This window comes from Synechocystis sp. PCC 7509 (assembly GCF_000332075.2).
Lineage (GTDB): Bacteria > Cyanobacteriota > Cyanobacteriia > Cyanobacteriales > Chroococcidiopsidaceae > Aliterella.
On the sequence record NZ_ALVU02000002.1, the window covers coordinates 1 to 25785 of the forward strand.

At 41.8% G+C, this 25785-nt stretch carries 26 protein-coding genes and 3 pseudogenes; 12 read left to right on the forward strand and 17 right to left on the reverse strand.

Going from position 1 to position 25785, the window contains the following annotated elements; translation table 11 throughout:
- Positions 1-32: 32 nt before the first annotated feature.
- The 12 genes and pseudogenes from SYN7509_RS29340 to SYN7509_RS26570 all read right to left on the reverse strand — a co-directional run.
- Positions 33-245: pseudogene (locus SYN7509_RS29340) on the reverse strand (DDE-type integrase/transposase/recombinase); the annotation flags it as partial.
- A 279-nt stretch (positions 246-524) separates the two neighbouring features.
- On the reverse strand, positions 525-821 hold the full coding sequence (locus SYN7509_RS26555) for a transposase (RefSeq protein ID WP_009630677.1): 297 nt from the start codon (positions 819-821) through the stop codon (positions 525-527).
- 162 nt (positions 822-983) lie between these two features.
- Positions 984-3272 (reverse strand): ATP-binding protein, encoded by a 2289-nt coding sequence (locus tag SYN7509_RS0221105; RefSeq protein WP_009630676.1) that lies wholly within the window; start codon positions 3270-3272, stop codon positions 984-986.
- Between the two features lie 709 nt (positions 3273-3981).
- Complete coding sequence (locus SYN7509_RS0221115) at positions 3982-4848, reverse strand: serine/threonine-protein kinase (protein WP_009630675.1); 867 nt, start codon at positions 4846-4848, stop codon at positions 3982-3984.
- A gap of 215 nt (positions 4849-5063) precedes the next feature.
- Positions 5064-5954, reverse strand: a complete 891-nt coding sequence (locus SYN7509_RS27810) for a tetratricopeptide repeat protein (RefSeq protein ID WP_009630674.1) — start codon at positions 5952-5954, stop codon at positions 5064-5066.
- Between the two features lie 46 nt (positions 5955-6000).
- The gene (locus tag SYN7509_RS0221125; protein WP_009630673.1) at positions 6001-6471 is read right to left on the reverse strand and encodes a globin family protein; all 471 of its coding nucleotides are present in this window, start codon (positions 6469-6471) and stop codon (positions 6001-6003) included.
- Between the two features lie 31 nt (positions 6472-6502).
- Positions 6503-6985: a 2Fe-2S iron-sulfur cluster-binding protein gene (locus SYN7509_RS0221130; protein ID WP_009630672.1), complete on the reverse strand. Its 483-nt coding sequence runs from the start codon at positions 6983-6985 to the stop codon at positions 6503-6505.
- Positions 6986-7025: 40 nt separating this feature from the next.
- Complete coding sequence (locus SYN7509_RS0221135) at positions 7026-7700, reverse strand: V4R domain-containing protein (protein WP_009630671.1); 675 nt, start codon at positions 7698-7700, stop codon at positions 7026-7028.
- A 28-nt stretch (positions 7701-7728) separates the two neighbouring features.
- The gene (locus SYN7509_RS0221140) at positions 7729-8211 is read right to left on the reverse strand and encodes a globin family protein (RefSeq protein ID WP_009630670.1); all 483 of its coding nucleotides are present in this window, start codon (positions 8209-8211) and stop codon (positions 7729-7731) included.
- A 9-nt stretch (positions 8212-8220) separates the two neighbouring features.
- Positions 8221-8763, reverse strand: coding sequence for a hypothetical protein (locus SYN7509_RS26565; protein ID WP_009630669.1), 543 nt, complete (start codon positions 8761-8763; stop codon positions 8221-8223).
- Complete coding sequence (locus SYN7509_RS0221150) at positions 8760-9479, reverse strand: V4R domain-containing protein (RefSeq protein ID WP_028954483.1); 720 nt, start codon at positions 9477-9479, stop codon at positions 8760-8762. Before SYN7509_RS0221150 ends, SYN7509_RS26565 begins: the two co-directional genes overlap by 4 nt.
- A gap of 511 nt (positions 9480-9990) precedes the next feature.
- Positions 9991-11631 carry a sensor histidine kinase gene (locus tag SYN7509_RS26570; RefSeq protein ID WP_009630684.1) on the reverse strand — a complete coding sequence of 547 codons (1641 nt, stop codon included), beginning with the start codon at positions 11629-11631 and terminating at the stop codon, positions 9991-9993.
- Between the two features lie 1059 nt (positions 11632-12690).
- Between SYN7509_RS26570 and SYN7509_RS0221160 the strand changes: the two genes are divergently transcribed.
- The 6 genes from SYN7509_RS0221160 (at position 12691) to SYN7509_RS0221185 (ending at position 17614) form a co-directional block, all read left to right on the forward strand.
- A complete protein-coding gene (locus SYN7509_RS0221160; protein WP_009630683.1) occupies positions 12691-13014 on the forward strand; it encodes a 2Fe-2S iron-sulfur cluster-binding protein in 324 nt (107 codons plus the stop codon).
- A gap of 259 nt (positions 13015-13273) precedes the next feature.
- Complete coding sequence (locus tag SYN7509_RS27815) at positions 13274-14005, forward strand: hypothetical protein (protein WP_009630682.1); 732 nt, start codon at positions 13274-13276, stop codon at positions 14003-14005.
- 49 nt (positions 14006-14054) lie between these two features.
- Positions 14055-14201 (forward strand): MHYT domain-containing protein, encoded by a 147-nt coding sequence (locus SYN7509_RS31825; protein WP_009630681.1) that lies wholly within the window; start codon positions 14055-14057, stop codon positions 14199-14201.
- A 201-nt stretch (positions 14202-14402) separates the two neighbouring features.
- Complete coding sequence (locus SYN7509_RS0221175; RefSeq protein ID WP_009630680.1) at positions 14403-15491, forward strand: hybrid sensor histidine kinase/response regulator; 1089 nt, start codon at positions 14403-14405, stop codon at positions 15489-15491.
- Positions 15492-16090: 599 nt separating this feature from the next.
- Positions 16091-16870, forward strand: coding sequence for a GAF domain-containing protein (locus SYN7509_RS0221180; protein WP_009630679.1), 780 nt, complete (start codon positions 16091-16093; stop codon positions 16868-16870).
- Between the two features lie 33 nt (positions 16871-16903).
- Complete coding sequence (locus SYN7509_RS0221185) at positions 16904-17614, forward strand: IS6 family transposase (protein WP_028954484.1); 711 nt, start codon at positions 16904-16906, stop codon at positions 17612-17614.
- 41 nt (positions 17615-17655) lie between these two features.
- On the opposite strand, the pseudogene SYN7509_RS26580 reads toward SYN7509_RS0221185, so the two are convergent.
- Both SYN7509_RS26580 and SYN7509_RS0221195 read right to left on the reverse strand, forming a co-directional pair.
- Positions 17656-19191, reverse strand: a pseudogene (locus SYN7509_RS26580) (IS481 family transposase); the annotation flags it as partial.
- A complete protein-coding gene (locus tag SYN7509_RS0221195) occupies positions 19191-19751 on the reverse strand; it encodes a recombinase family protein (RefSeq protein WP_009629898.1) in 561 nt (186 codons plus the stop codon). The pseudogene SYN7509_RS26580 and the gene SYN7509_RS0221195, both read right to left, overlap by 1 nt.
- A 323-nt stretch (positions 19752-20074) precedes the next feature.
- Here SYN7509_RS0221195 and SYN7509_RS31830 point away from each other — a divergent pair.
- From SYN7509_RS31830 to SYN7509_RS0221200, 3 genes and pseudogenes are all read left to right on the forward strand, one after another.
- A pseudogene (locus SYN7509_RS31830) lies at positions 20075-20134 on the forward strand (hypothetical protein); the annotation flags it as partial.
- Positions 20135-20140: 6 nt separating this feature from the next.
- Positions 20141-20269 (forward strand): hypothetical protein, encoded by a 129-nt coding sequence (locus SYN7509_RS31440; RefSeq protein WP_255327331.1) that lies wholly within the window; start codon positions 20141-20143, stop codon positions 20267-20269.
- A gap of 237 nt (positions 20270-20506) precedes the next feature.
- Positions 20507-21577, forward strand: coding sequence for a transaldolase family protein (locus SYN7509_RS0221200; protein WP_009630263.1), 1071 nt, complete (start codon positions 20507-20509; stop codon positions 21575-21577).
- Positions 21578-21785: 208 nt separating this feature from the next.
- Here SYN7509_RS0221200 and SYN7509_RS0221205 read toward each other — a convergent pair whose 3' ends face one another.
- Complete coding sequence (locus SYN7509_RS0221205) at positions 21786-22481, reverse strand: hypothetical protein (RefSeq protein WP_009630264.1); 696 nt, start codon at positions 22479-22481, stop codon at positions 21786-21788.
- A gap of 219 nt (positions 22482-22700) precedes the next feature.
- On the opposite strand from SYN7509_RS0221205, the gene SYN7509_RS30270 reads away from it, so the two are divergent.
- On the forward strand, positions 22701-22874 hold the full coding sequence (locus tag SYN7509_RS30270) for a hypothetical protein (RefSeq protein WP_158506178.1): 174 nt from the start codon (positions 22701-22703) through the stop codon (positions 22872-22874).
- Between the two features lie 197 nt (positions 22875-23071).
- On the opposite strand, the gene SYN7509_RS30275 is transcribed toward SYN7509_RS30270, so the two are convergent.
- A complete protein-coding gene (locus tag SYN7509_RS30275) occupies positions 23072-23230 on the reverse strand; it encodes a hypothetical protein (RefSeq protein ID WP_009630265.1) in 159 nt (52 codons plus the stop codon).
- Between the two features lie 45 nt (positions 23231-23275).
- Entirely contained in the window at positions 23276-24277 is a 1002-nt protein-coding gene (locus SYN7509_RS26590; RefSeq protein ID WP_009630266.1) for a tyrosine-type recombinase/integrase, read from the reverse strand.
- Positions 24278-24443: 166 nt separating this feature from the next.
- Between SYN7509_RS26590 and SYN7509_RS26595 the strand changes: the two genes are divergently transcribed.
- Together SYN7509_RS26595 and SYN7509_RS0221230 are read left to right on the forward strand one after the other, a co-directional pair.
- Positions 24444-24974 (forward strand): hypothetical protein, encoded by a 531-nt coding sequence (locus tag SYN7509_RS26595; RefSeq protein ID WP_009630267.1) that lies wholly within the window; start codon positions 24444-24446, stop codon positions 24972-24974.
- Positions 24971-25672, forward strand: coding sequence for a hypothetical protein (locus SYN7509_RS0221230; protein WP_009630268.1), 702 nt, complete (start codon positions 24971-24973; stop codon positions 25670-25672). Before SYN7509_RS26595 ends, SYN7509_RS0221230 begins: the two co-directional genes overlap by 4 nt.
- Positions 25673-25785: the final 113 nt, after the last annotated feature.

A 25785-nucleotide genomic window follows, 5' to 3' on the forward strand; every position in this document is an offset into this window, starting at 1 on the left:
AGGAAAGAAAACCCCTACTTCAGGAGTTTCAATTATGTAATCACTCCAAAGATTTGATGGATGAAGAGAACCCGCTCTTTGACGGCTCCCTTGGAAACTCCTAAAATCTGTTTTTTTCTCATCATATTCGTGATTTCATACCCTCTGATGGTTCTTCTAGCAGTGTTAAAAGATCCAAATCCCATGCCCGGTTTAACTAATCGTTTTAGCCAAGAGTGGTCTTGTTCAACAATATTGTTCAGATAGGGGTAGTGTTACGGAAAGTGTCACCAGGGGCAAAGTAATGAATAAAGTACCGAATACTATTGATGAATTGGAACTTTATCCACTTTGATTCTGGTTCAGTGAGTAAAAAGGGTGATCCGCACATAAATTTCGCTCTTCAGTTCCGACTCCAACTCTTATCAGAACTTTTTAGCAATAGTAAGACTTCGCTATCCCAAATTATCAAAAAAGCTGAAACGTCTGAACCGTAGTATTCACAGACTACTTTGCCCCTGATGACAGCTTCCGTAACTTTACCCCTAATTAACCCTTTTTCGGAGGCGATGCCTAATATCCTTGATTGCAGGAGTTTTAGCGTTCCATCTGCTTACCAACGCAGAGCGCCATCGGTGCGCTGAACTTTTTGATGCCCAGATTTCTCCCGTTGGTACATCACAAGGGCGGCAGCCCGTAATTAATACATACATCAAAGTGTTAAGGATATAACGGAAAGGAGCATGGGGCATTCCCCGTCCCCGCTTTTCTACTTTCTTCGTTATTACATCCTCAAATAGCTTCCATTCCAAATCACTCAATCCCTCAAATCTTCCAGCCATTTTCCCTATAGCGCAATCTTTCTGAAAAGCAGATTATCACCTTTTCGGCATTAGTGGGATAAATTCATTAACCAAATCTTCGGAGTAGTTGCATAGAAAAACTCTTTTCCAAGCAGCTTTTCTGACCTCCAGAAGTTTTTGCAACACAACCCTTTTTTACAGCTATCTCGGCACGACCCCTAATGGAATCGTGACGGTAAACGTTGTGCCAACTCCGACTTCACTAGCAACTATGATGGTGCCACCGTGTAGGTCTACAGAGTTTTTGGCAATAGATAGCCCCAGTCCTGTGCCGGAAATTGTGCCAACATTGCTGGCTCTATGGAAAACTTCAAATAGTTGAGCTTGGTCTGCTTGAGGAATGCCAATACCATGGTCTTGAATGTGGAAAATTACTTCCCCCGTTTGGTAAATAAGCTCAAAATGGATACTGCCATCTGGGGATGAGTACTTGATGGCGTTGGAGAGCAAGTTAGTTAGGATATGTCGCAGCAGTTTTTCATCGATGTAAGCAGTGGTGCCGTTACCCTGATTTGCAAAGGTGATTGTGTAACTGTCATTGATGAGTTTTAATTCTTCAACCAGAGCTTGACAGAACCGAATCAAATCCACTAGGGTTGGCTCGAACTGTAGTTTTCCCGCTACGGCTTTGCCAATTAACAGCAGATCATCCAAAAGCTGAGTCATCTGCTTAACACTTGTTTGAATTTGCTGGAGATGGGTGAATTTTTGCTCCTCACGCAGCTTGTGACTATACTTTTGGAGTATATTAGCAGAAGATAAAATAGTGGTTAGGGGAGTGCGAAACTCGTGGGAGGTCATTGTGACAAAATGGGATTTGAGTGTACTCAGTTCCTTTTCTTTATCCAAAGCAATTTGCATTTCCGCATTCAACTTCGCTACCTCATTTGCCCGGCGTAGCACAATGACAATGATCGAGCTTCTGAGTTCGCCAACCGCATCAAGCTCGCATTGCTTCCAGGGCAAGGACTTTGACTTAACCGTCTCTTTCCACAGTGCGAAGGAGTTTCGCGGGTGCAGGCGTAGATTGCCCTCCTCTACTTCGACGGGTCGGTTGGGGTCTCCTCCCCAATTTACTGTCTGGATGACCTCCGGACGAAACCACAGTATATAGTTTTTCTGCTCCTTGGAGAGCTGCACTGTCAATAAACCGCTAGCTATATTCTTGAAGCCTTCAGCTTCCTTGTACAACTGTGGTAACGAGTTTGTGCAGAAGATTTCTTCTTGGGAATGTTTGTCCAACCAATTAACCAGGCGCTCAACTTCTGCTGCTTTAGGAGTTTCTCCGAGCAGAGTGCAACAGTTGTTAAAATACAAAGCCGCGCCTTTGGCATCAATTAGGTTCAGCAGGTTAGGGTTGTACTTGACTAAACCGTCGGTTAAGTTCTCCTCTTGGGACATATACTCGATAAACTTGGTCTGGAAAAACTTCAAATTCATGAGATACTCGTGATCCTTAATGTCTTCCTTCGTCGCCAGTTCTAAAGACAGAACCTGGCTAAGGAAGCGGCAGGCGGCACGAGTTTCGTAGGAAACCCGTTTGGGAGAACGGTGATGACAGACGACCAGTCCCCACAGTTTACCGTTCTTGGTGAGTGCTATGGCAGTAGAGGCAGCAACTCCCATATTTTGCAGATATTCAAGGTGGATGGGCAAGACACTCCTGAGCATTGATAAACTCAAATCAAGCGGTGTTGAGGTAACGGGATTATTGGCAGGAATAATTGGCACCGGTACAGAGTTGACATTCTCGACCAAGCGCACTCTGTTTAGGTTAAACAGTTTGCGAGCCCGTTCGGGGATGTCGGTGGCGGGAAAGTGCAGACCTAGCAGGGAGTCGATGCTCTCTACCCGGTCCTCAGCGATTATGGTTCCGTGCCATTCTTCGGTAAACTGGTACATCATAACCCGATCAAAACCAGTCAACCTCCGTAGTTCCTTGACAGCAATTTGGCAGAGTTTCTGGAGGCTTAAAGTGCTTTGGAGTATAGACACAGTTGTCTTGGTGAGATGGTAAATACTGGGAAAACGGATTTCCTCACTGGGTGCGGAAGGCTCCATCTCCAGAATCAGCACGCCATCTACACGGTGGATGTTGCTATCAAAGGCTTGTAATCCCTCTTTGACCTGAACCTGCAAGGTGATTTCAAGAGGAATTACGTCTTGCAAATTGTCGTCGTAGGATAGGCAATCTCTTAAGTAGTTGATTTGCTGAGAATCAAGTATTGTATCTAAATTTTTTCCAAGCAGCTCGTAGGGCTCGATATCAATAAAAGCCGCCGTATTACTACTTACCTGCACCACGGTGAAGTCGGGTTCTTTTAAAACCAAGAGAATCCCTTGGGGCTGAATGCACCCCGGTGTGTGGATCGGTTCCTCGTAGCACTCAGGAAAATTAGACTGTTGAGCAGAAGTAAGTAGATAATTCATTTTCCTGTATGGATAAAGCGTAACGCTAAACTAAGTATTCCCAAAAAGACTGAACTATCTCGTCTTGCCCCATATAGAACTTATTCGACATCTTTCTAGATCGCAATTAAGGTAATCACAACCCTTCGAGCCAGTCAGAATGCCGTATTCCAGCAACCTTACCGATAAAGGTGTAAAGGTAGCGAAGCTAGGTTCAATCGCCATACGCTCCTTGAAAATTGCCCCTAGCAGAGCTTCCAGAAAAGTTTCTCTACTTGAAAAACGTGGAAATATTGAATCCAAAAATTTTCTAAAAGGGGTAAAGCCGGGATACCTGTAAAATCGGACACGTTGTAAATAAATGTTGCAAACTAAGCTTTTTTAAACTACCAACTTACCCATGAATGATTAAGGGATAATCAAACTTTTACACGGTAAAATCAACTTTTTATCCCTGTCCCTGCCTCAACTTGTCCATAAACAATCATTTTTAGGAATGTTTCGACTAGAGAAGAAAAGTACTTTTTGGTATTGAAACAACCGCACATCAAGAGTTTAGAGTGATATAGTTTGTAAAAATTTACAGTGTGTCCCATTTTGCACGTATCCCGGCTATACTCCCGATACCATCGGACGCAACGCAGAATAATTTTAGACTGTGCTTATGCCGCCACTTAAATGAGGAAGGTAAGTTCATTAAAGGTAGGTATAATTATTTTCTCTGACGGAATTATTTCACTCTACCATTTTTTGCAACCCGGCCGCTATTACTACTTGCTCTTTCTACTTGCGCCGCCAGTTGAACGGACTTTAACATCTCTGTCGCCGATTTAAATCGATGAGATGGTAGCTTTTGCATAGATTTAGTAATTGTAGAGCGTACCAAGAAAGGTACAGTTTCTGGAATCATTACAGCTTGATTTATATGGGCTACCAGCAGTTCACCTGGTAAGCCAGCAAAGGGGCGCACACCTGTTACTAACTCAAATAATAAAACTCCAACAGCGTAGAAGTCGGAAGCTGACGAATACTGACCGTAAAAGCGCTCTGGAGCCATATAAGCAGGTGAGCCAGCACAATCATCTTGCTTATCAACACAAGCTTCGTAATTGAACCGAGACATACCAAAGTCAGAAACACGCGCTATCCAACCTGTTGGATCCTGATTAAGCAGAATATTTTCTGGCTTAATATCTCGGTGAATAATTTTGCAACTATGAATATGCTCTAATCCCGCAAGAATATCAATAATTAACTTTAAGCTTAAAGCTAAACTCAGTTTTCCTTGTAAATTCATTAAACTGCGTAAACTTCCTCCTTCACAATAATCCATTACTAAATACCTTCCAGATAAGGTATGTTCTAAACCCTGAAAAGCAACAACGTTAGGATGCTGTAAACTGATCAAAAAGTGTAATTCTCGTAAGAACTTAGCAGTTGGAAAGCGATTTATTTCTAATTGTTTGAGAGCAACTACTTGTCCGCTTGTTTTATGAGTAGCTCGAAAAACCTGCCCAAATTGTCCTTGTCCTACTAACTCTAGAATGCAGTATTTAGATTCTGTTTGTTGTCGATATTTGCTAAGTTCGCTATTCATACTAAAGTGAGTTGCTGATGAATGTAATAATTTACGCTGGCAATAGACTTTGAGTAAACCGCCTCCGGCATCGCGTTAAACTTAGCTAAATAAAACCACTTTGTTACGTCAAGGATATACTCGTATCAATTACTTCAGTAGTATTTAATACTTTTCAACTAACAAGCATAAATTTATAAATCTTGTCATTATTACTCTCAAACATTTTATTGAACCTATCTAAACAAACCTCCGACAGCAACTTGCGCGCTATCTTCAGCGTCAACAGACGAATTTAGCTCGTGAATCTGCTTGCTAGAGTCTTTAGCTAGTTGGTAGCTGGCAATATCTTCAGCTTCAAAAAATAGTTTGGCAGCTTCCCTTAAATCTTGAACTGCTCTTTTTCTATTACCTAAATCGATATGAGTTAAACCGCGACTATAGTAAGCTGAAGCGTGGCTAGGATTGAGTTGAATAGCTTCTGTAAAGTCACTAATGCTTCCTTGTTTATTTCCTAGTGCCTGGAAGCTAAGACCTCGTTTGAAGTAGGCATCAGCATTGCAGGGAGCAATCCGAATAGCTTGAGTAGAATTGTCAATTTCTTGCAAATAACCTACTTTTCTAGCAACTTCCATTTGCTCCTCGCACAAGCTTGGGAGTTTGACGTAGTCTTGGGTGTCGCTTTTAAGTTGACTATAGTCCCTACTCGACTGAGCCAGCTGTTCGTTGATAACATGAAGTTTCCCTTGGGTTTCTCTCTGCTCTTGGAGCAGATGAGAAATTGCGCTTTGGTTGCTCTGGAGGTGCTGGGAATGTTCTTGAACGTTGCTTTTAACTTGTTGATAGTCAAAGGTAAGCTGCTGTAATTGAGTGATTTGCTGACTATTTGCCTCGTCTGCTTGAATAAGTTGAGAAATCGCGCTATGACTATTTTTAGAAGTCGCCTCTAGCTGTAGTTTGCGGTTTACCAGATTGAGCATCACTGTAATTGATAAAGGTATCGAAGCTAGAGCCGCTTGATTGATAAAAATAGAGGCAATAGAAGCGCCGATAGAACCAACTACAGAAACGGTTTCGACAATATCTAACCAACCGTGAGTTTTGGATGGATTTAAACTTGATTGCATAACGTCAAAATATCTCCGATAAATTGCTAATTAATAATTGTGGTTTTTAACCGAGAACAACTTGGTTGAGGTGTAAAATCGGATTGAATAAAGCGGATTCTTGAGGAGTAAGGTATTCTTGAGCGACATCTTGCATAACTTTATAAGTTATCCCTGCCGCGCGATCATATTTAAAAGTCCGCACAATTGTTTTGTACCAAAGTAAAAAGTTTTCTGGCATCCGATCGTGATCGTCAAATAACAACGCGGCTGCCGAGTGACGCAAAATGTTTGAAAAATCGCGTCTGCAGACGGAAGCACCATCAACTTGGGAGACTTTGGCAAATAAATCGGGTTCCGCCGCACTTCTAATTTCTGCTACTTTGTTGACAATTTCTGCTTCCGCAATTTGAATCTTCTTGTAAGCACTAATGCGCGTATCTACAGAATCAATGTAGTCTTTGATAAATTGCAGTTCGGCGCTGGAAGCATAATGTCCTTCAGCTTCGTTGCTCAAGCGGGCTAATTGTTTTAACATTTGTTTAAATCTAAACGTAAGGTAGGTGTATTTAAGTGTCAGTGGTGTGGGCAAGATAATCGCTAACTTGAGTGCGAGTATCGTTGAGTTGACTAATCATTGACCGGGTAATTAACTTACCAGATTCTACTAAAACCTTGCCAGTAATAGGATGCAGGATATTTTGCTCGGCGCGACGACCAATTAAAGACTCAGTATCTTCAATTGCCGTTACATAAGTTCCCGCAGGTAACTCCACAACTACCCCTTCACCCATAACTCTTGCTTGACAGGCAAGGCGGGAATTTGTCTGAGTTGTTGTAATTACTTCCAAAGTCCTCTGTTCGCGGCGGCTAATCGGTGAAAGGCTCTCCATTCCACTTTTGATGTAAACGTGGCAGGTAGAACATATTCCTCGACTGTTGCAATCGTGCAGAATATTTAGTTCATTGTCTAATAGCGCTGAGAGAATATTGGCATCAGTTTGCACAACTGTCTCTTGAGAAATCGGTTCTAGCTTAATGGTTTTGACCATATTTTTGAGCTTGGTAAAAAGATTACTAAGTGGTCAGTCGTTATAAGTTGGTAGCTTTACTTACCTTTAGCCGTTCAATAATAGTTTGATGATCCTGGTCTTCTGCCAGCCATCCTTCTACAGCTTTAAGCCGCTCCGCTAAGCCTAAAATAAAGTAATTGCAATCTGCCCCTAAAGACTCACAGGAAGTTTGAACGCAATGAAGCTGTTTCCCGGTAAGTTGGCTAAAGAAAGCGCTGAGAATGCCTGCTTCTAGAAAGCAAACTGGGCGATCACTAGGGGGAGCAGCTTCGGCAAAGGGAGAGTTGTAATTTTGGACTACCAAAAATCCTTGCTGATAATATTCAAGTTCCAAGTTAAAAATACCCCACCCGTGAGTTTTCCAACATTGTTTTAGGCATTGGAGCAGTTCGACCATTTCCATTTCGGCGAGGGATTTGTGGTAGTATTCGCTAATTTCTTCGCCAAAACGGGCATAAAAGTTTTTGCCCCACCAACGACCGCAGTTAAACAAAACTATTCCACTAGCGCTCCCTAATTCTTGTTCTAAACCCGCATAGATGCCTTGAATTAAAGCTTCTGGTAGAGCTAAAAGGCGATCACCTCTGCGGTTTTCGATTAGTCCCGACTCAAAATCACCAGTTATGTAGACATCTGGGGCAAAGTAATTACCTACTGTAGGTTGGTCTTTGAGCAGATCGCCAATAGCAATCATTTGGGCATTCTCCGTTGTTAAAAAGTGATTATTTGGATAATTGAGCTAAGTTGTCTGTAACAAGCAAACTAGCCGCCGCTTGAGCTAAGAAAGGTTGCAATAATGAATATTGGTTGTCGGCAAGTATTTGTGGTATCTGCTTTTCCAATCCTTCGTAAAGAGCGGTATCGATGGCTTGGGTTCGGTGGACTCGGACTATATCAGTGAGCCATTCTAAAAGTCGCCGTTCTAGAAATTCCGAGTTATTTAGCAGCATTGCCATCGTGCAGTAGCGCAGGACTGCTAGCCAGTTTTTCAAACTGCGTTCCAAATCGTGCTGCTGATCAGGAAAGCTGGCAAGAAGTTGGTTTGCAATAGGTTGAAAGATTGTTGTTTCTTGGTCGCGCAGTAATTCATAGGTTTCTAGGCGCTGGGATAAAGATGATGTGTAACTTTTAAGAGCGCCAATTTCCCCTGACTTTAAGTAGCGTTCATCTGCATCGTAGAGTAATGATTGAATGTTTGCGTTCATAATTTGTCTCTAAAATAGTTTGGATAGATTGTTTAAGCTCATCTCTACCTGGGCTGAGGAAATTGACTTTGATAGCGTTGACGGTTGAGGTAAACTACCAATATCTGGGCTACCTTCCCAAGGAATAATCTGTAAAAAAGCCTGTACTTGCCAAGTCAAGTGTGGCTTCTGCTCTAAGGGCAAAAGCTGGGTTTGACGGACTTCTATCGGTAAGCAGTGCCAGTTACATAGGCTAAAAAATTCCGTTACTGTCAAGCACGGTAAGGCCGTTGAGGGATTTGGAAAAGCATCTTTTTCAGCTTGTAGCTGTGGCAGAGTGGAGATACTATAGTCGCCTTCATCTGGCTCTATTTGTGGTAACATCTGCCAATTACAAGAATTAAAAAATTCTTCTACAGTCAGTCTTGATAAGATAATTGAGCGTTGAGGGCAGGTAATCTTAGCGTGTTGGGGTAAAACGTAGTTGTTAATTGGTGGCGGTACTAGTTGCCAATTACACGAGTTAAAATAATCCCCTACAGTCAGTCCCAAGAAGGAATCTGAACTGTTCATCGCAGGCGCTCTCCGTTCTGCAGGCGTTTTTCAATGTCTCTTGCTGTTGCGCCTTCGTTGTGCCAGAAGTCGGCCGCCTCAACTCGATCTTGGCTGCTGAGGAGGAATTTACAGTAGGTTTCCCCCATTGAGTAACATTGAATTTCGATGCAACTTAAGGATTTTTTGACAATATCGCTAAAGAAACCAGCAAATAAGCCAGCATAAATGTGGCATACAGGTTTACCAACATCGCCCAAAGTTCTCGCCACCGCCGAGTCAAAGATGTTGACAAACATAAATCCATTTTTATGTTCGCTCATATCTACTTCCCAGTTGCCCCAACCTTGAGCGGTAAATGGCCACCACCAAGCTTCTAGCATGAAGACAGAATTTACTTCGCGGATAGTTTTTTTGTACTCTTGCTCAAACCATTGCTGGAAAAACTTAGCATCTCTTAAGCCCCATTGGTAGCCGATATTGTACATCACGACACCAGAAGCCGAGCCTACTTCTTCCTCTAAGCCTTCAATTAAACCAATAATAAAGTCTTCACTAGCAAACATATTACGGCTTTCGTTCCAGTCTGTAATTATGCCGCGATCACGCTCAAAATGAAAATAATCTGTAAAACTGTAGTGGGCGTTTCTTTGGGGATACTTGTGCTTTAAAGGATGTTCAACTTTTTTGAATTCCTTTTTAGGAGTAATAATTTTATTTTCGGATAGAACAACCATGTGCAGAATTTTCCATTTCTAAGTGAGTAACTTGTAGCTACAGCCTTTAAGATTGATTCCCAAGCCAGATGATAGCCAGAAATTATTAAAATTAAATGTCGCTTATACTAAAGTTTTATAATTGTTTAAGTGTTTGTTCATCCAGGAACTTACTGATTTTTTTTAGTGAGGAACTGATGAACTAAGGAATTATACGGATGTAAAATAATTTTTTATTGATAAAGCACAGACCCTATACAAAAATAAAAAAATTAGAAGTTTTTTTGTTCAAACTCTTAATAAATCGTAACTCATTCATCGGTTCTAAAAGATACACTGGAAGCTTCTCGTATATAATTACCTTCTCCCAGTCGTCTAAAATCTGGTTCTAAGTTATAAGCGTTGAATAGTTTATTGGTATTTATTATTGCTATGGATATTAAGAGCAAATATCATTACATCGCAGGAAAATTGAATTTAATAGCTCTTTTCGTAGTAGTAATTGAACATTTATAATAAAACTCCTTCTTATCTATGATTGCTGTTTAGATGGCAACTTAACTGTAAATGTTGTACCAATTCCGATTTGGCTAGTAACCGTAATGTGACCCTCATGTAATTCCACCAACCTTTTGACAATAGATAACCCAAGTCCTGTGCCAGGAATATTACCAACATTTTCCCCTCGATGAAATGGTTCAAATAGTCGTTGTTGGTTCTCGGTAGAAATCCCAATACCTTTATCTTTAACTTGGAAAATTACATCTTCATTACGGCAATTAACTTTAAAATAGATAGTGCCACCTTGGGGTGAATATTTAATAGCATTAGAGAGCAAGTTGGTAAAAATGTGTAAAAGTAGTTTTTCATCCATGCAAGCATCTGGGCATTGACCTTGACTGCTGAAGAAAATAACGTGCTTATTTCTACTATTGATTTGCATCTCTTTCACCAGAGCGCGACAGAACTCTTCTAAATTAAGGTAATTTGGCTTGAATTCTAATTTTCCTGCTTCCGCTTTATTGATTGCTAAAACGTCATTTAAAAGCTGCGTCATTCGTTGAATAGCAGTGCGGATCTGATAGAAAAAACTAAGTTTTTCTTTCTCACTCGACTTATGACTGTAATGTTCTAGTAATTCAGCAGAGGATAGGATAGTAGTTAGCGGGGTACGAAACTCGTGAGAGACCATGGAAACAAAGCGAGACTTGAGTTCGCCCAGTTCTTTTTCTTTTTCCAATGCTTTTAAAATTTTTTCTTCTATCTGTTTCCGCTCAGTAATGTCGCGCTGCACCGATACCCAGTGGGTGTACCAGCCTTTTTGATCTGTTACTGGCGTAATACTAAGCTCTACCCAAAACTCAGAGCCGTCTTTACAGTAATTGATTAGTTCAACCCGAACTGGTTGCCAAGCTTTGAGTGCAACGCGAATCTTATCGAGAGCGTCCTGGTCAGTCTTCGATCCTTGAAGGAGACGTGGTGTTTTGCCAAGTACATCCTCCAGGCTGTAGCCGGTCATTTTAGTAAAAGCTTGATTGACATAAACAATCTGCGGACCTGGATGCTCAATGGGTTCAGCATCAGTAATCAATATTGCATCGTTGGCGTTAACCGCTACTGACTCGAGCAACCGTAAACGATCTTCGTTTTTTTGTAAGGCCTCATTAGCACTAACTAAGTTAACTAAATTACAGCGCAATTCAATCTGCGAACTTGCTTGGCGACCTAATATTCGCAATGCCTCTACTTGTTCTTGGCTTAGTTTTCTAGAAACAAAGTCAATTACGCATAGTGTTCCTAGCGCATATCCCTGGGGAGAAAATAGAGGTACTCCAGCGTAAAACCGAATCTGGGGATCGGAGGTTACTAATGGGTTAGTCGCAAACCGTTTATCTACTAGAGTATCTGAAACAATCAAAATATCCGGTTGCAGGATTGCATGAGCGCAGAAGGAGACATCACGAGATGTTTCTATTGCCTCTAAGCCCACCTTAGACTTGAACCATTGGCGCTCCGCCTCAACCAGGCTCACTAAGGAAATGGGAGTGCCACAAATTTGTGCAGCTAAACGGGTAATATCGTCGAACGCCTGTTCGGAAGCAGTGTCGAGAATCTTACATCCATAAAGGGCTTTCAGCCTTTGGGCTTCGTTATCAGGCAGTGGTGCTTTCATTATGAGGTTGTTACTACTTTGAGATCCTCTAGTTACTGAGTTAAGCTATTTATATACAGTAGCTGTTATGCAAATCGATTAACTTATAAAAGCTTCTGGAAGTTATTCATGGTAATAAAAGGACAGGTTTTAGAAGTTCCCTAGGGAGCCGTCAAAGAGCAGGTTCTTTTCCTCCACCGCATCTTTGGAGTGGTTGCATAATCCCCTACCACATACCACAGGGATTTTCTGACCTCACAAAGTTTTTACAACATAACCAAAAGCAGCGCTTTAACCTTGCTAACCTTTCACAATACGGTTTTCTGTTATTTCTACCAACTACTTTTGACTACACCCCAAATAAAGTTAGAACTCAGTAAATCAAGCTTGAAAGCAACACATTACAAGCCTGTTCATGTTTTGAGGTTTTTTCCTTACCTAGAATAACAAAAGAGAGATTGATAGAGCTAGGGGGAAGGTTATTAACGCACGTCCTTAAATTCATAATGGCATTTCTATCGAAGCAAAGCAGTAATTTAAGATTGTGAGATCCGTGTAATTACATAATTAATTCACGTAATTAATTTAATGTTGATAAAAAATCAGTAATCTTATCGAGGCTTAAACACTTCTTTGAAGTTAAGTTTTAAAAGTACCTAACTTATAACTTTTATTTAGTTAAATTTGCTTTGAGAGTCACCGAAAAATTGTTCAATTTTTAATGAGCGAGTCTGCCTTAAATGGTTGTTATCTCTAAGAATCCGCTTTGAACTGTCAAAAACCAGGCTAGTTCTAATTTAGGACATTTTCTTAAACAGAAATATCCTAAGAAGCACGCTCACTATAGTTTTAAAGACTTTTTTTATTTCCAATCTGATGTAGAAATCGTAACTGACTAGAATGAAGGACGTAATCTTTTTGCTACTGAAGATTTCATAATCGGTTTAATTGAGGGCTTAGAAAAGGAGGTTGGTAGCGCTTCTGCAGTTGTCATATATAACATTAATAGAGTGTTTATTTTCTACTTAGAAGGCGTTGCCGATCGGTCGCTACTAAATAAAAATCTATAAGGAGACAAGTATGTTCAAGAGAAACGCTGACAAAATTTATCAAGTTACATTAGTCAACGAAGTAGCAGGAGTAAATACCACTATTGAAGTTTTTAGTGACCAGTATATTCTTGATGCTGCCGAAGAGCAGAACATTGAATTGCCCTATGCGTGCCGTGCAGGTGCCTGCGTCGTCTGTACTGGTAAGGTGATCGAAGGTTCAGTAGACCAGTCCGATCATTCCTTCTTCAAGAAACAGGAACTTGATGCTGGTTTTGTTCTCACTTGTAGGGCATACCCCACTGCTGATTGTGTTATCCTGACCCATCAGGAAGAGCAATTGTTTGAACTATAATGAGGTCAACTAGAGCATTACTTTTTTACTTTTATACAACTAATGTAATTACAAAATTTTGACTAGAACTAATTTAGAAAGTGTGACTGCCTGTGGCATTTTCTAAATCAAACTCATTTGCGATTTGTTTATGCTTGGCTATTTATAAGGTTATATTTGATGTCTTCCTGCTGCTACCAGTGTTAGTATTTTGTAAGTCTAGCTATTCTTCATTTCATTACAACTTTTGTGATATAAGCAAAAATCACATATCAAGCATATGAGTCAAGATATTTTTCAAGAGTTTTTTGATATTCCAGAAGTTACAGGAGTTGGAATAATTGATGGACAAACGCAATTAGATTTATATGTTAAAGAGCAAGTCATTAGCTGTGAGGAAAAGCAAAATCTAACTCAGAATACTTTACAAATTGTTGCAAGCAAATATGAAGAATTTGATTTGTTTGAATTTTCATTACTTAATTATTATGCATATGCCTATAAACTGAATCATAATCTTCATGTTCTGGTTTTAACTTATGCAATAGCAACTAAGCAATTGAAAAATGCGCTGCAAAAAGACATTGAAATTGCACTGATATCTTTTAAGACTCTAGCTCAGGAAAAGCTTCTATTCACATTAGAAATAAAAGTAACTATTGAAGAGTTACTTAATGCTCTTAATAAATTGAGTAAATTCATTAGTAAATACTTAGGTTCTAAGATAACTGCCAACTATTTGGATTTAACTCGTCCTCAGTTTGAATGGATTAGTAATTTCCAAATCAACCACTCTGCTGAAATTACATTTTTTAGTATAAATACAAAATATGTTAGTGCTTTACAACACCAATGGGTAAAACAATGGGCTGCTGCTTTTATTAAGCGATGTACTCAATTCCTCAAAGATTTGCCTATCTTAATTGAGCAGAAAGGTCTAGATGAAAGCCAAAAGAAAATTTTATTAGGTTATCCGACTAATTTACTGACAAAACTAGAACTAGGTCTATAAACCAACTACGTCAAAACAGCGCGAAGAAATAAATTATGTAGGCATAGTTATGATAGTTATCTATGATAGAAAACTTGTTTTGCTTTCGGTTTTAATAGCAGTCTTAGCCTCTTATTTTGCGTTGGAGATAGTTGGGCAGATTGTGGTAGCTCAAGAGAGTGTACGGAAGTATAGTGAGGAAACGCAACCACCGTGACAATTATTTGTCGATGTATGTATATTGCAATGTTGGTTTACAACTATTAGTTGTAAACCAACATCTCTAAAGTTACTCTCTTCTTAGCTAGTCGTGAGAGGATAGATAGGCATTACACAAGAGCATTATTACAGTGGTTAGTAAAGTCAGGGTTGGTACAATATTTACAGTTAGTTTTCCTTTAAATATAGGTATATACAAATGCACAAAATTTTAGTGATTGAAGATGAAGAATATGTCCGATTAAATATTCTCAAGCTACTTCAATTTGAGGATTTCAATGTAATTGGAGCAGAAAACGGTTACATCGGCACACAACTGGCTAAGGAAGAAATACCCGATCTAATTCTTTGCGACATCATGATGCCCGAATTAGACGGTTACGGTGTCCGAAAAATTTTGTCTCAAGACCCAGTAACTGCAACAATTCCTTTTATCTTTGTTACTGCCAAAACTGATCAAGCTGATTTTCGCCTCGGTATGCTCTCAGGAGCAGATGATTATTTGACCAAACCATTTACGCGAAACGATTTACTAAATGCAGTCGAGGCTCGGCTCGACAAACGAAAAGTCATAAATACACAGTTTCAACATAAGCTAAATAAACTGTGCGGTAGTATTAATGACTCATTACCTTATGAACTAATGATGCCCCTGCATGCAATTCAGGAAGTTTTACAAACTTTAACGACCGAATACGATTCAATCGAGCGGCGCAAAATTCTAGAAATGACAACGGAAGCCTACGCATCAAGTCTACGCTTACAGAGATTAAGCCAAAATTTTCTATTTTATGCATTAATTGAAACAACTGCTACAGATCCGGAGCAAGTCGAGATACTACGGAGCAAATCTTCAAGCTTGGTCAAGAGCTTGATTACAGATATTGCAAACGAAAAAGCTAAAGAGTTAAAGCGCGGAGCAGATTTGCATCTGGAGCTACAAGATGCCAAAGTTTCAATTTCAGAAGCAAATTTGGCAAAAATTGTGGAGGAGCTGACTGATAATGCCTGCAAATTTTCTTCACCAGGAACGCCCATTGTAATAAAAAGTGTTTTTAATGGCAATATGTTTACCCTGTTCGTTACAGATCAGGGACAAGGTATGACAATTGAGCAAATTGCTAATCTTGGAGCCTATGTACAGTTTGAACGCAAACTTTATGGACAAACAGGCTCAGGATTGGGACTCACGATTGCTAAACGTCTGTCTGAATTGCACGGAGGAGAATTAGCAATAGACAGCATTCCCTACCAAAAAACAACAGTGCGTGTTGTCCTTCCCATGTAAATTATCTGCTGAAGCACCACAAAATAATTAATTGCTTTGCTCGCTTGACTTAGACTTTAAAACTTACATTATTAGCTCGACTTTATCCATTTTGAAGAGGTGAAAAGCTAGCAATATCAGGAAAGCATTATTTGATTTCTCCTGATGAACTTGCTACCAAAAAAAATTCTGCTTTTAATCCTAGCGTTTGCCCCCTATTTTCCAACCCTGTGAGGGAATCAGTAAGCGTGCTGCTGGTGGGTGCGATTCTCTCTCCTAGAAAACGAATAGTCAGTGTCGTTTTCCTACGTCTGGCTACGTTAATGCTGCTACAATTTGGGTAGTAAACTGGCTCCAGACTAATTGCTGAATTTCTACTTAAATACTTTACCTAATTGCGGCACAATTTTAGAGCCGAATCAACACATCTGAGTTATTACTGATTTGCCACTAAAGCTAAGCTAGCTTTAGTAAAGTATCACAAATTTTGACAACAAAACCCTGAATCTTCAATAACATTTTACAAGTATTAATTAGTTGCACTGTTAGTTTTTTAAGTAGAATAAGTCATCCTTAGCTTAAGCATATTCATAATTAATTTATAAAAATCACTTAGTAAAATGGTTTATAAAAATGTTACACAAAATTGGACACAAACCTTGGAACAGGAGACCTTGCTCAATCGAATTGTCAACCGAATTCGACAGTCTTTGGATCTGCAAGAAATTTTGACGACGACGGTGCTAGAAATCCGTTCATTTTTGGGCATAGAGCGAGTCAAAATTTATCGATTTGCTCCCGATGGAAGTGGTGAAGTCATTGCAGAGTCTATTCATAGGAATCACCTACCCTCTCTGTTAGGTCTCTGTTTTCCGGCTGGCGACATTCCTCCCCATGCCCGTGAGATGTTTGTTAAAGCCCGTCAACGGGTAATTATGGATATTGCTTCTCAGCGTAAGACAATCAACCAGTTGGACTGTCCAGAAACCAGAAAAGGCCTAGCGATAGAAGATATTCGCTATTATCCAGCGGACCCCTGCCACCTCAAATATCTCTCTAATATGGGTGTAGATTCTTCTCTGACCGTACCAATTCTGCATCAAAACCGCTTATGGGGGTTGTTGGCTTGTCACCATACTCAGACACGCCTCTTTTCCGAACAAGAGTTGAAAGTCGTGCAGTTGCTGGTGGATCAAGTGACGATTGCGATTGCTCAATCAAACCTACTCTTGCAAGCTCGACAACAGGCTTACCATGAAGCCACGATTAATCAAATCAGCAGTCTGCTTCATTCCCCACTCAATGTTGTAGAAAGTCAGCAGACCGTGCTTGAGGAAACTGTTAAAGCACTAAATGGTTCTGGGGGCGGTTGTGTTGCAAAAAATGGTAGGCTGAAATAATTCCGCTAGAGAAAATCATTGTACCGGCCTCTAATGAATTCTAAATCCCCCTTCAAGTGGCGGCATTATCAGTCAGAAATCATCCTACGTTGTGTTCGGTGGTATCTAAGCTATCCGCTTTCCTATCGCCAAGTAACAGAGATGGTGAACGAGCGGGGATTAGATATACATCACAGCACCGTCTTCCGTTGGGTGCAAGAATATAGTCCAGAAATGGACAAACGAGTCAGACCGTATCTAAAGCTTACTAATGACTCATGGCGGGTAGATGAAACCTATATTTTGGTCAAAGGCAAGCAGAAGTATTTATACCGAGCAGTCGATTCGGCAGGGAACACCTTAGACTTCCTCCTCACAGCGAAGCGGGATGCGAAAGCGGCGAAACGGTTTTTGCGTAAGACATTGAAAGCAATTCACACTTCCGTACCAAGAGTCATCACTGTGGATAAGAACCCTGCTTATCCAAAAGCGATTAACGTACTCAAAGCTGCCAATAAGTTACCCGAAGTAGTGAAATTACGACAGATTAAATATCTCAATAATATTGTGGAGCAAGACCATCGGGGGATAAAACGATTAGTCAAACCAGGAATGGGATTTGGCTCCTTCAACACTGCAAGAAGAACCATTCGGGGATATGAAACTCTGAACATGGTTAGAAAAGGACAAGTTATTGGTGTTCCCAGGGGAGCCATCAAAGAGCGACTTGTCTTTATCTATCAAATCTTTGGGGTAGTTGCATAATTTCAACTCCTGCCACAGGGGTTTTCTGTCTTCACTAAGTTTTTGCAACACAACCGACCTAAGTAATCAGCAATAGCTAACTTTGCCATTAAGGTCGTCGGATAAGTAAATTCCAAGTATGGATCAGGGTCTCGAAAGGGTTTCATCGGTAATGCTGGTAATTGCTCTTTTTCTTCTATAAACCGTAAGTCCGCATTAAGAGTCAGGGCTGATAGTGGTAAATCTAGTTGCTTGGCTAAAGCCGCAATTTTGTCAGCCCGTTCTTGAGTGCGGGTTTTCTTGAACTTCCGATAACGATGTAATGGAATCGGCCCGTCCACCGGATAATAGGGTACATACCTTTGCTCGTCCCGTTCTACATATAGCTGGTTATCAAACAATCCCCACCAAAGAATCACTGTCTCACCTGCTAGGTCTGGGTCTACTTCATAAGCCACTCCAAGGACGGAGACTCTGGCATCACCCCCAACTTTCCGTCGTTGTGGCTCACGAGCAAAAGTGCAAAACCGTTCCCAGTTGCACATGGCACGCAGTCCATCCTTGGGGATATTTTGTAGCCAGTCTTCCATTCGTGAATGAGGTTCTGACCGATGTGGTTGGTCGTTATAGTTATCTAAATATTTATGGAGCCACTGATTGGCTTCGGCTTCTGTTTCTGGTTTATGGAAGTGGTAAAGGGTTTCGTGAGCTTCTTTGACTGTGCGAAATGGTCTTTCAACTTTACCTTTAGAGCGGGCGGTCACTCGCCGACCATCGCTACCTTTGGGCATATGGGTCATCAATTTGATGCCCAAGCATGACAAGACGTTTTGGAATACTTGACTTTTAGATATTGGTCCATTGTCAGCATAAATTGTGGCGGGAATGCCTTGAAAGGGTGAACTAGAGTCAGTTTTAGCTGTCATAGCGTTAAATAAAAACCGCAGGGCAGCTTCCACATCTTCTCCATAGACGCAGTGGTATTCTTGATAGCACATTCCACTGCGGTCATCAACGATGCTGTAAAGCATCAGGAGTGGATTGCCACGACCGGGTTCAACCCAGGCTGGTTGCTTGATGTGTTTTAAGTCTGAAGGGCTAAGGTCAAAGTGCCAACAGTCATTGCTATCATCCGCTTGAAACCTAACTGATGGCGGTTGTCTAGTCATTCTTTCTGTGTCGTAACCCCACGCTTTGAGATAGCGATTTACAGTAGTTTTGGTAAGTAGTCCCTTATTGGGTTGTACAAAACCATTAGGGGTATTGATTCCATGCTCTTCTAACAACTCGATTGCTCGTGAGGTGGAGATATGCCGTCCCTTCTTGTTACTGGTGCGAATTTTGAAAGCAGCAATGACTTCGCAGTAATTTTCCATTTCCGTTGAGGACAACTTACGCGGCTGTCCTCGGTCGGTACGCCGGAGGGATTTCGGCTTTGACACCTCTCGTAATAGCCGATACAGGGTGTCTGTAGATATTCCATATAAACTAGCGGTTTCATAAAGGAGGAGCTTCCGTTCGGGACAGCGATTAGGTAGCAAGTCCAGTCGTTGGCGTAAGCTTACCAAAGCCGAGACAGATATCTGTTGGCGGGGCATTATCTTATTTGCCCCTCGGCTACATAGTTGTAGAGGGTTGGTTTGGAGATGCCCATCATGTGGCAGATTTCGTCTATTGAGTATTGACGATCGTTGTAGAGCTTAACTGCCAATTGTCGTTTGTTAGGGTCTAAAGCTTTGGGTCGTCCACCTTTGCGCCCTCTAGCTCTGGCGGCAGCAAGTCCAGCTTGGGTTCTTTCTCGGATTAAGTTACGTTCAAATTCTGCCAATGCCCCAAATAAGTGAAATATCAACTGTCCGCTACTTGAAGTGGTATTAATCGATTCTTGCAGGCTATGCAGTCCAATCGAGCGCCCTTTTAAGGTTTCTGTTAACTCAATTAAGTCTTTAAGGGATCTGCCTAAACGGTCTAATCGCCACACTACAAGCGTATCCCCGGCTCTAGCTATTTCTAATGCTGAGGTTAAGCCTGGACGAGCAGTTTTGACTCCACTGAAGTAATCCTCAAAAATCTGCTCGCATCCTGCCGCCTGCAAAGCATCCTTTTGCAGATTTAATTTTTGATCGTCTGTTGACACGCGAGCATAGCCAATTAGCATCGTTTAGAGTAAATAAACTCGTGTTTATCAATCATATCCTGCAATTGATATAATTACTAAGTTTTTTGCCCTAAACAATGACAACTTTTGGTTCGGCTGTAACTTGTCCGTTTCCAGTCAAGAAAACGCTCGTTTTCTTTACTGACTTCTCCCCAATTTTTATTCTCAGTTAATCTGGTCTGAAATTTATGATTTCGGTCTGTTGTCGTTTAATGTGGTTCTATTCTCTGTTAATGCGGTCTCAACCACCTGCTTATTATCGTTTAATGTGGTCTCAAAAACGCGATGATTTCGGGTCGGAGCGATTATAATATCGGGTCGCTACATTTAGCGCTGATGGTCAAATTGTACTAAGTGGCAGCGACGATCACACCATTAACCTGTGGGATGTGCAGACAGGACATTGCCTGAGTACGGTGACGGTCGATCGACTCTATGAAGGCATGAATATTCAAGGCGCAAGCGGATTGACAGTTGCTCAAAAAGCCACCCTTAAAACATTGGGTGCGTTGGCGTAGCCGATGCGTATCACACGAGCGTTGAGACAATTGCCTTAAGTCAGAGCTTAACTGGCAGATATTGAGTGGTGAAATTTGCAGAAGTTTTGCAGACTGAACTTATGTCAAAACAGCTTGCGCCATAAAAATAGGTCACGGTAGCTTCCTTGCTATTCTTCAATCCTCAAAAGTTCATCATTTTCCACATCCCAAAATTATAAGGAGTCGCATTCTACACCTGCGAAATTCATAGGCTATATGAACTTGTTACAATCGCTGCAACAACGGGGGCAATCAGTCTGGCTAGACGGGTTTGAGCGAGGCTGGATTATTAGTGGTCAGTTGCAGTACTCTATTGATGACGATGGCGTGCAGGGTGTACTGTCAAACTTTCAAAGCCTGCAAGCTGCAATTAGAGGGCAGGAATACGATCACGACTTCAGCACACTTGCCCGCAAAGGCAGCAAGCTATCGGCGCGACAGTACTACGATTATGCGGTCATGCGAGACCTGCAATTAGCGGCTGACCTGCTAAAGCAAACCTATACTCAAACCCACGGGCGAGACGGTTACGTTCAAGTTGATCTCCCGCCATACTCGCTATTGCAAGCTGAAACCGCGATCACAGAAGCTCAAAAAATCTGGAAATCTGTCGGATGGTGTAACTTGATGCTAAGAATTCCAGCTACTCAAATCATGATTCCGGTGATTGAACAACTAATTAGCGATCGCATGAATGTGAATGCAACATTCGTGTTTTCTCAGACCACCTATGAACAAGTATTCAATGCGTATCTTCGAGGTCTAGAGAGCCTCATTCAACAAGGAGAATCTGTGAATAACGTTGCTTGTTTTACCAGTTTTTCGATGGGTCGCTTCGATGCAGCAATTCATCCACTCACACCTAACGCACCAGAGCCGACATCTTTCGGAGTCGTTCAAGCGAATCTTCTCTACCAGCACTATCGAAATGTCTATCAGAGCGATCGCTGGAAAACTTTATGCAAAGAGGCAAATCCGCTTCGTCTCCTATGGGATTGCACAGATCTTCATCCTCAAGATGCATGGCGCTATATTCAAGCTCTAGTATTTCCTGAAAGTGCGATCGTGCTGTCTCCACCGACGCTCGAAGCTTACAATGGAGTATCTCTACTTCCCACAAGCTTGCTTGATAATCTTGAAGATGTTAAACAGATTTGGGCAAGCTTGCTGCCAACAGAAACTTCTTTAGATGAGATTATCAACCAACTCATAAACGAGGAAGTAGCGCGATCAATGAAAGACTTTGAGCAATTGCTGAATACGATCGAGCGAAAGAGAATCAACTGAAAACGCAACCGTAATCCTTAGTTAGCCGCCGAAACTGGCGGCATCTGGAGAGTTTAATATTATTTCCTGACAGTAGAGCGCAACGACTCGCTCGGAAAAGAAGATTTCAGTTTTGGCGTTTGAGTAGCAAGTGTGACGAAAACGCCGTTAACAAAACTAATCGACGCAAAAGCGCATTTCATGATCAAAGCGCAATCAATTACACACCCTAAAATTTGCGGATGGCGATCGTATAAGACGCTCGTTGCTTGGACTCTCGTTGAGTTTTCACAATTCGGAAGTCTGGGTCGCAGTAAAGATGCTCTAACTGAGGAGTGGCTTGGAGGATTTTCTCTACCATTTTAGTTGTGGTTCGATCCAAGTGCTTCAATCTAGTCCCCTTTTGAGAGGTAACTGCTTTTGTAAACCAGGCATCCGCAATATCAACAGTAAACGACCTAGCCCGAATTCGCAACGCCTGCTCAACGCCCACATTATGAATCAACCATTGCTGATTCGTGACTTCGTACCGTTGAATCAGCATAAAGTCGTAAGCCACCAGCCACGAGGATAGCTTTTTCAGCAGAGGCAGGCGAGAACCGGGAGAGTACCGTGCCATGTTGGCGTAGTATCCATCTGGGTGAAAGATTTGGTAGGACTGGTCGCGGAGCCGCCCTGGAAAAATGTCTTGAAAGGGAATTGTAGACCAGAGGGATAGCCAAACTCCCTGAACTAGAGAAACCTGATCGCTGGCAACGGGGACTGAATTACGCTGCTGAAGTTCCATAAACAGCGCTGCGAGTTCTGTCATGTAAAACTGATTTTTTTGTCCCAAGGAATCACCATCGCGTCCAGTAACTAGAAGCAACACAGCTTGTTTCAACTCCTCGGTACTGTTCTGCGTGAAGCCATCCAGGTCTACCATAAACTTTACCATCTATCTCTGTTGAATTAAGTTTGCTTACTGGTAGGCAACAGTCCTACGTTACAAAAGAAAAATTTTGGGTAATAGCCTCTCCAGTCTAATTTGTTGGGCTTCACACTCGCCCGAAAATAACGCAACATAGCCCACTACTTCAAGGGAGACATCTCTAAAACCGTTGCGAAGTCTTTGCTGCCTCGACCCGGTTGGTCATACAAACCAATGAATTTTTTGGTTTCCCACGACGGCAGGTTGCAAGATATCAACACCCTAATTCCACCGAACTCTAGCTTTATTTTAAATTCTGCTAATGCCATCAACAATAGCGGACAAATTGTAGGTACTGGCATTGTTAATGGTCAGCAACATGGTTTTATCTTAACGCCAACTAAATAAAAAAGCGATCACCTCCACAGACTTTATATCATACAGAAAATCTACACCTCTGCACATAATAATTGTGTTGATTTTTTTCTAAAGGTAGTGTGGTCAGGGTTCATCTACTGTATTCAAAATCTGCCTGTACAAATTTGAAAATACTTTAAACTTTAACGTAGCAATCAAGTTATTTATCAAAGGTTTCACTGCAACAATCAGATTTTTCTGCTTTGCCTTAACCAAGATAACAAGCAATCGACTAATTTTAACTCCCAAACTGTCAGCATCCGCTCTAACACGACACTCCATAAGGCGTATGCAACAGATTCGCCGCCGTTATGCCATGCCGCTTCTCCCCGCCTGTCATAGCGCATGGTAGTCCCAGGACTAGCGATTTGCAGAGCGTTTTCTTTCTGATACTAATCTTCCTCCTCACCGATCGCCTGCAAATAAGCCTTAGCCGCAGCTTGTTTCAGCGCTCCTTGAGTATAGCGCCCGTATACTCTATCGCTTTTAATCCCCATTAACTCCTTGCCATACATTGGGTCTACGCCTTTACGGGTAATGCTCGTACCAAATTCATGCCGAAAGCGATGTGGTCGGATATCATCTACTTGAGCGATCGCACCGAGCTTCTTTACCATTCTGTATAGCCCTTTGTAACCTAGCCTCTCCCCTCGGTGCTTCGGATCTTGGCACAAAAACATCGGACTATCAGGAGTTGGTATAAACACCTCTCCTTGATGCTGCCGCCATTCTAGATAGGCTTCTAAATGTTGTTTGGCTTCACGGCTCAAAGGTATTTCACTTACGTTCTGTCCCTTGGAACGATGAACAGTCAATCTTTTGCCATTCCAATGGTTGATATTAAGAACTGATAATTCCGAAGCTCTAAGTCCATGACTAAGCAGAGCGACAATTGCACGATCGCGTATTCTTGTTGCGCCATCAGTAGAAAGCGCGTGCCAAATATCAGCCATGTCCTCTTTTTCAATATGCAGGTCTTGCGGCTCCTCTACCCGTTCTAGTCCGATTGCATCCGTCGGCAGGGGTTGATTTACCGGATATCCATTACTGCGACGTAGCCATTGGTAAAATGCTCGTAGCGTGTTGAGGGCATGGTTAATCGAAGCGGGTTTAAGTTCTTGCTGTTTCAACTCCCGCCGATATTTACCGATATCGCTAGGGGTGACATCCAGCCAAGACTTATTGCACCAAGAGCTAAAATTCTTTAGTTGTCGCTTGTAAGCGCGCTGCGTGTTATCTGCTTTGCCTGTCTGCCGCAGAAACTCCTCAATTTGCCAGTGGCGCAAGTCTGAAAGCATTTTTGGGGATTGGGTGCGATCGCTTCCCTTCTCTCGTCCGCTATCAAGGGAAATAATATTAATAGGTAGGATAGGGCGGTCTGGGATTTGGGGCATAATTTTTAGGTAGAGATAACTGCACTTATCACCATCAGACTATTCTCAGATTATTATCTCCTACTTCTACCGAAGGGCTACCTCTAGTCCCATAATATTAATAATCCCGTGCAGTTCCGCAAAGCAGACGCTACGCGATCTCACTGTACCTATGGAAAACTAATCTATGGGCAGAACAACAAACGAAAAGTGTTGGGCTTGCAGCCTATTGACAGCAACCGAAGCTCGAAAGCTTCACGGTGAAAATGGCGATGAGTGTTGGCAAAATGATATTTGCCATAGTCGGCGCTCTTACTACCGCAAAGGCAGAGGGCGATCTCAGATTAGGAAGTCGGCAATTGATGAAATCGCTGTACCATTACCAGGATTTGCTTACGTTGTTTTGCACACTTATTTAGACCAGCCCCGCGAACCGAATGATGAAGTTCTAATTCATGCTATTTGTGCAGAATTATGGATTGGTAGCACTCCCAAGGCAATGACCCAACCCCAGCACACTTTTGGATTACCGCCGCGACTTGTTAAAGAGTATGCGCTTCAATTACTTAATGCGTTGTACTTGAAATATGGTCATGGAAAGCGATCTGGGTTTGAAAGGTTTGCACGTAACGAGCAACACTCAATTTCCCAATGTCCCGTGCGTCCTTGTTCTTTCCACGCGGCGCATCTCAATCCTTATCATCCTCAAAATCAATGAACGGTCAGCAACTTGAACTACCGCTCTGGTCGCAATTACAACGGAGTCGCCTCGCTCCTGAATCTATCAATCTGGAGGCAATATTAGACCAAGCGGAAACAGAAATCGCTCAGTTACCCGAAGCGATGCAAATGCAAGCGGCGGGGGAGGCAATTTTGCAACTAGCACAACTGCAACTGTTACGCTTTGAAGTGCTGATTGATAACTGGGAGAATGCTTACCGTGATCCCCACGTCAAGAGCGATTTCTTTGATGACATTGTGCGCCAGACGATGGCTGTAGATTTGACTGACTTGGTTACGCCAGCACTGCCCCGCCTTCGCCGAACCAAATCAGTTACTCCCAAGGCACAAGATTCTGTAGTAGGTGTAGTAAATAAGTCTGCTGTGCTGGCAATGGTCGAGCAATTAGACGCTCTTTCTCAAATTGATCAGGAATTACCCTTATCCGACGAAGAACGCAAACAACTTGCTTTAAACTTTGCTCATGAGGAAAATATCTTTGCTTGGTGTCAGGCGATCGCTTCTTGGATTGGGCAACATCACGGGGAAAAAGTTTCTCTATGGCAATTACAGCAAGCGTTGGATATGCCACTGGTCGAGGTTTGGCTAGGGATGCTGCATTCTCCTACGCTATATCAGCGGGATGGTACGGGGGAGTTTTATCGGGATGTAAAGGATTTTTGGATTGGTAATTAATGGAGATACACCTGGATACAGTTGCAAGGATACAGTTAGATAAACTTCAGCATTTGGTTTAACTTAGTTTTGCAATTATTTATTGAAGTTTATAAATTTGAAGAAGGCTGTAA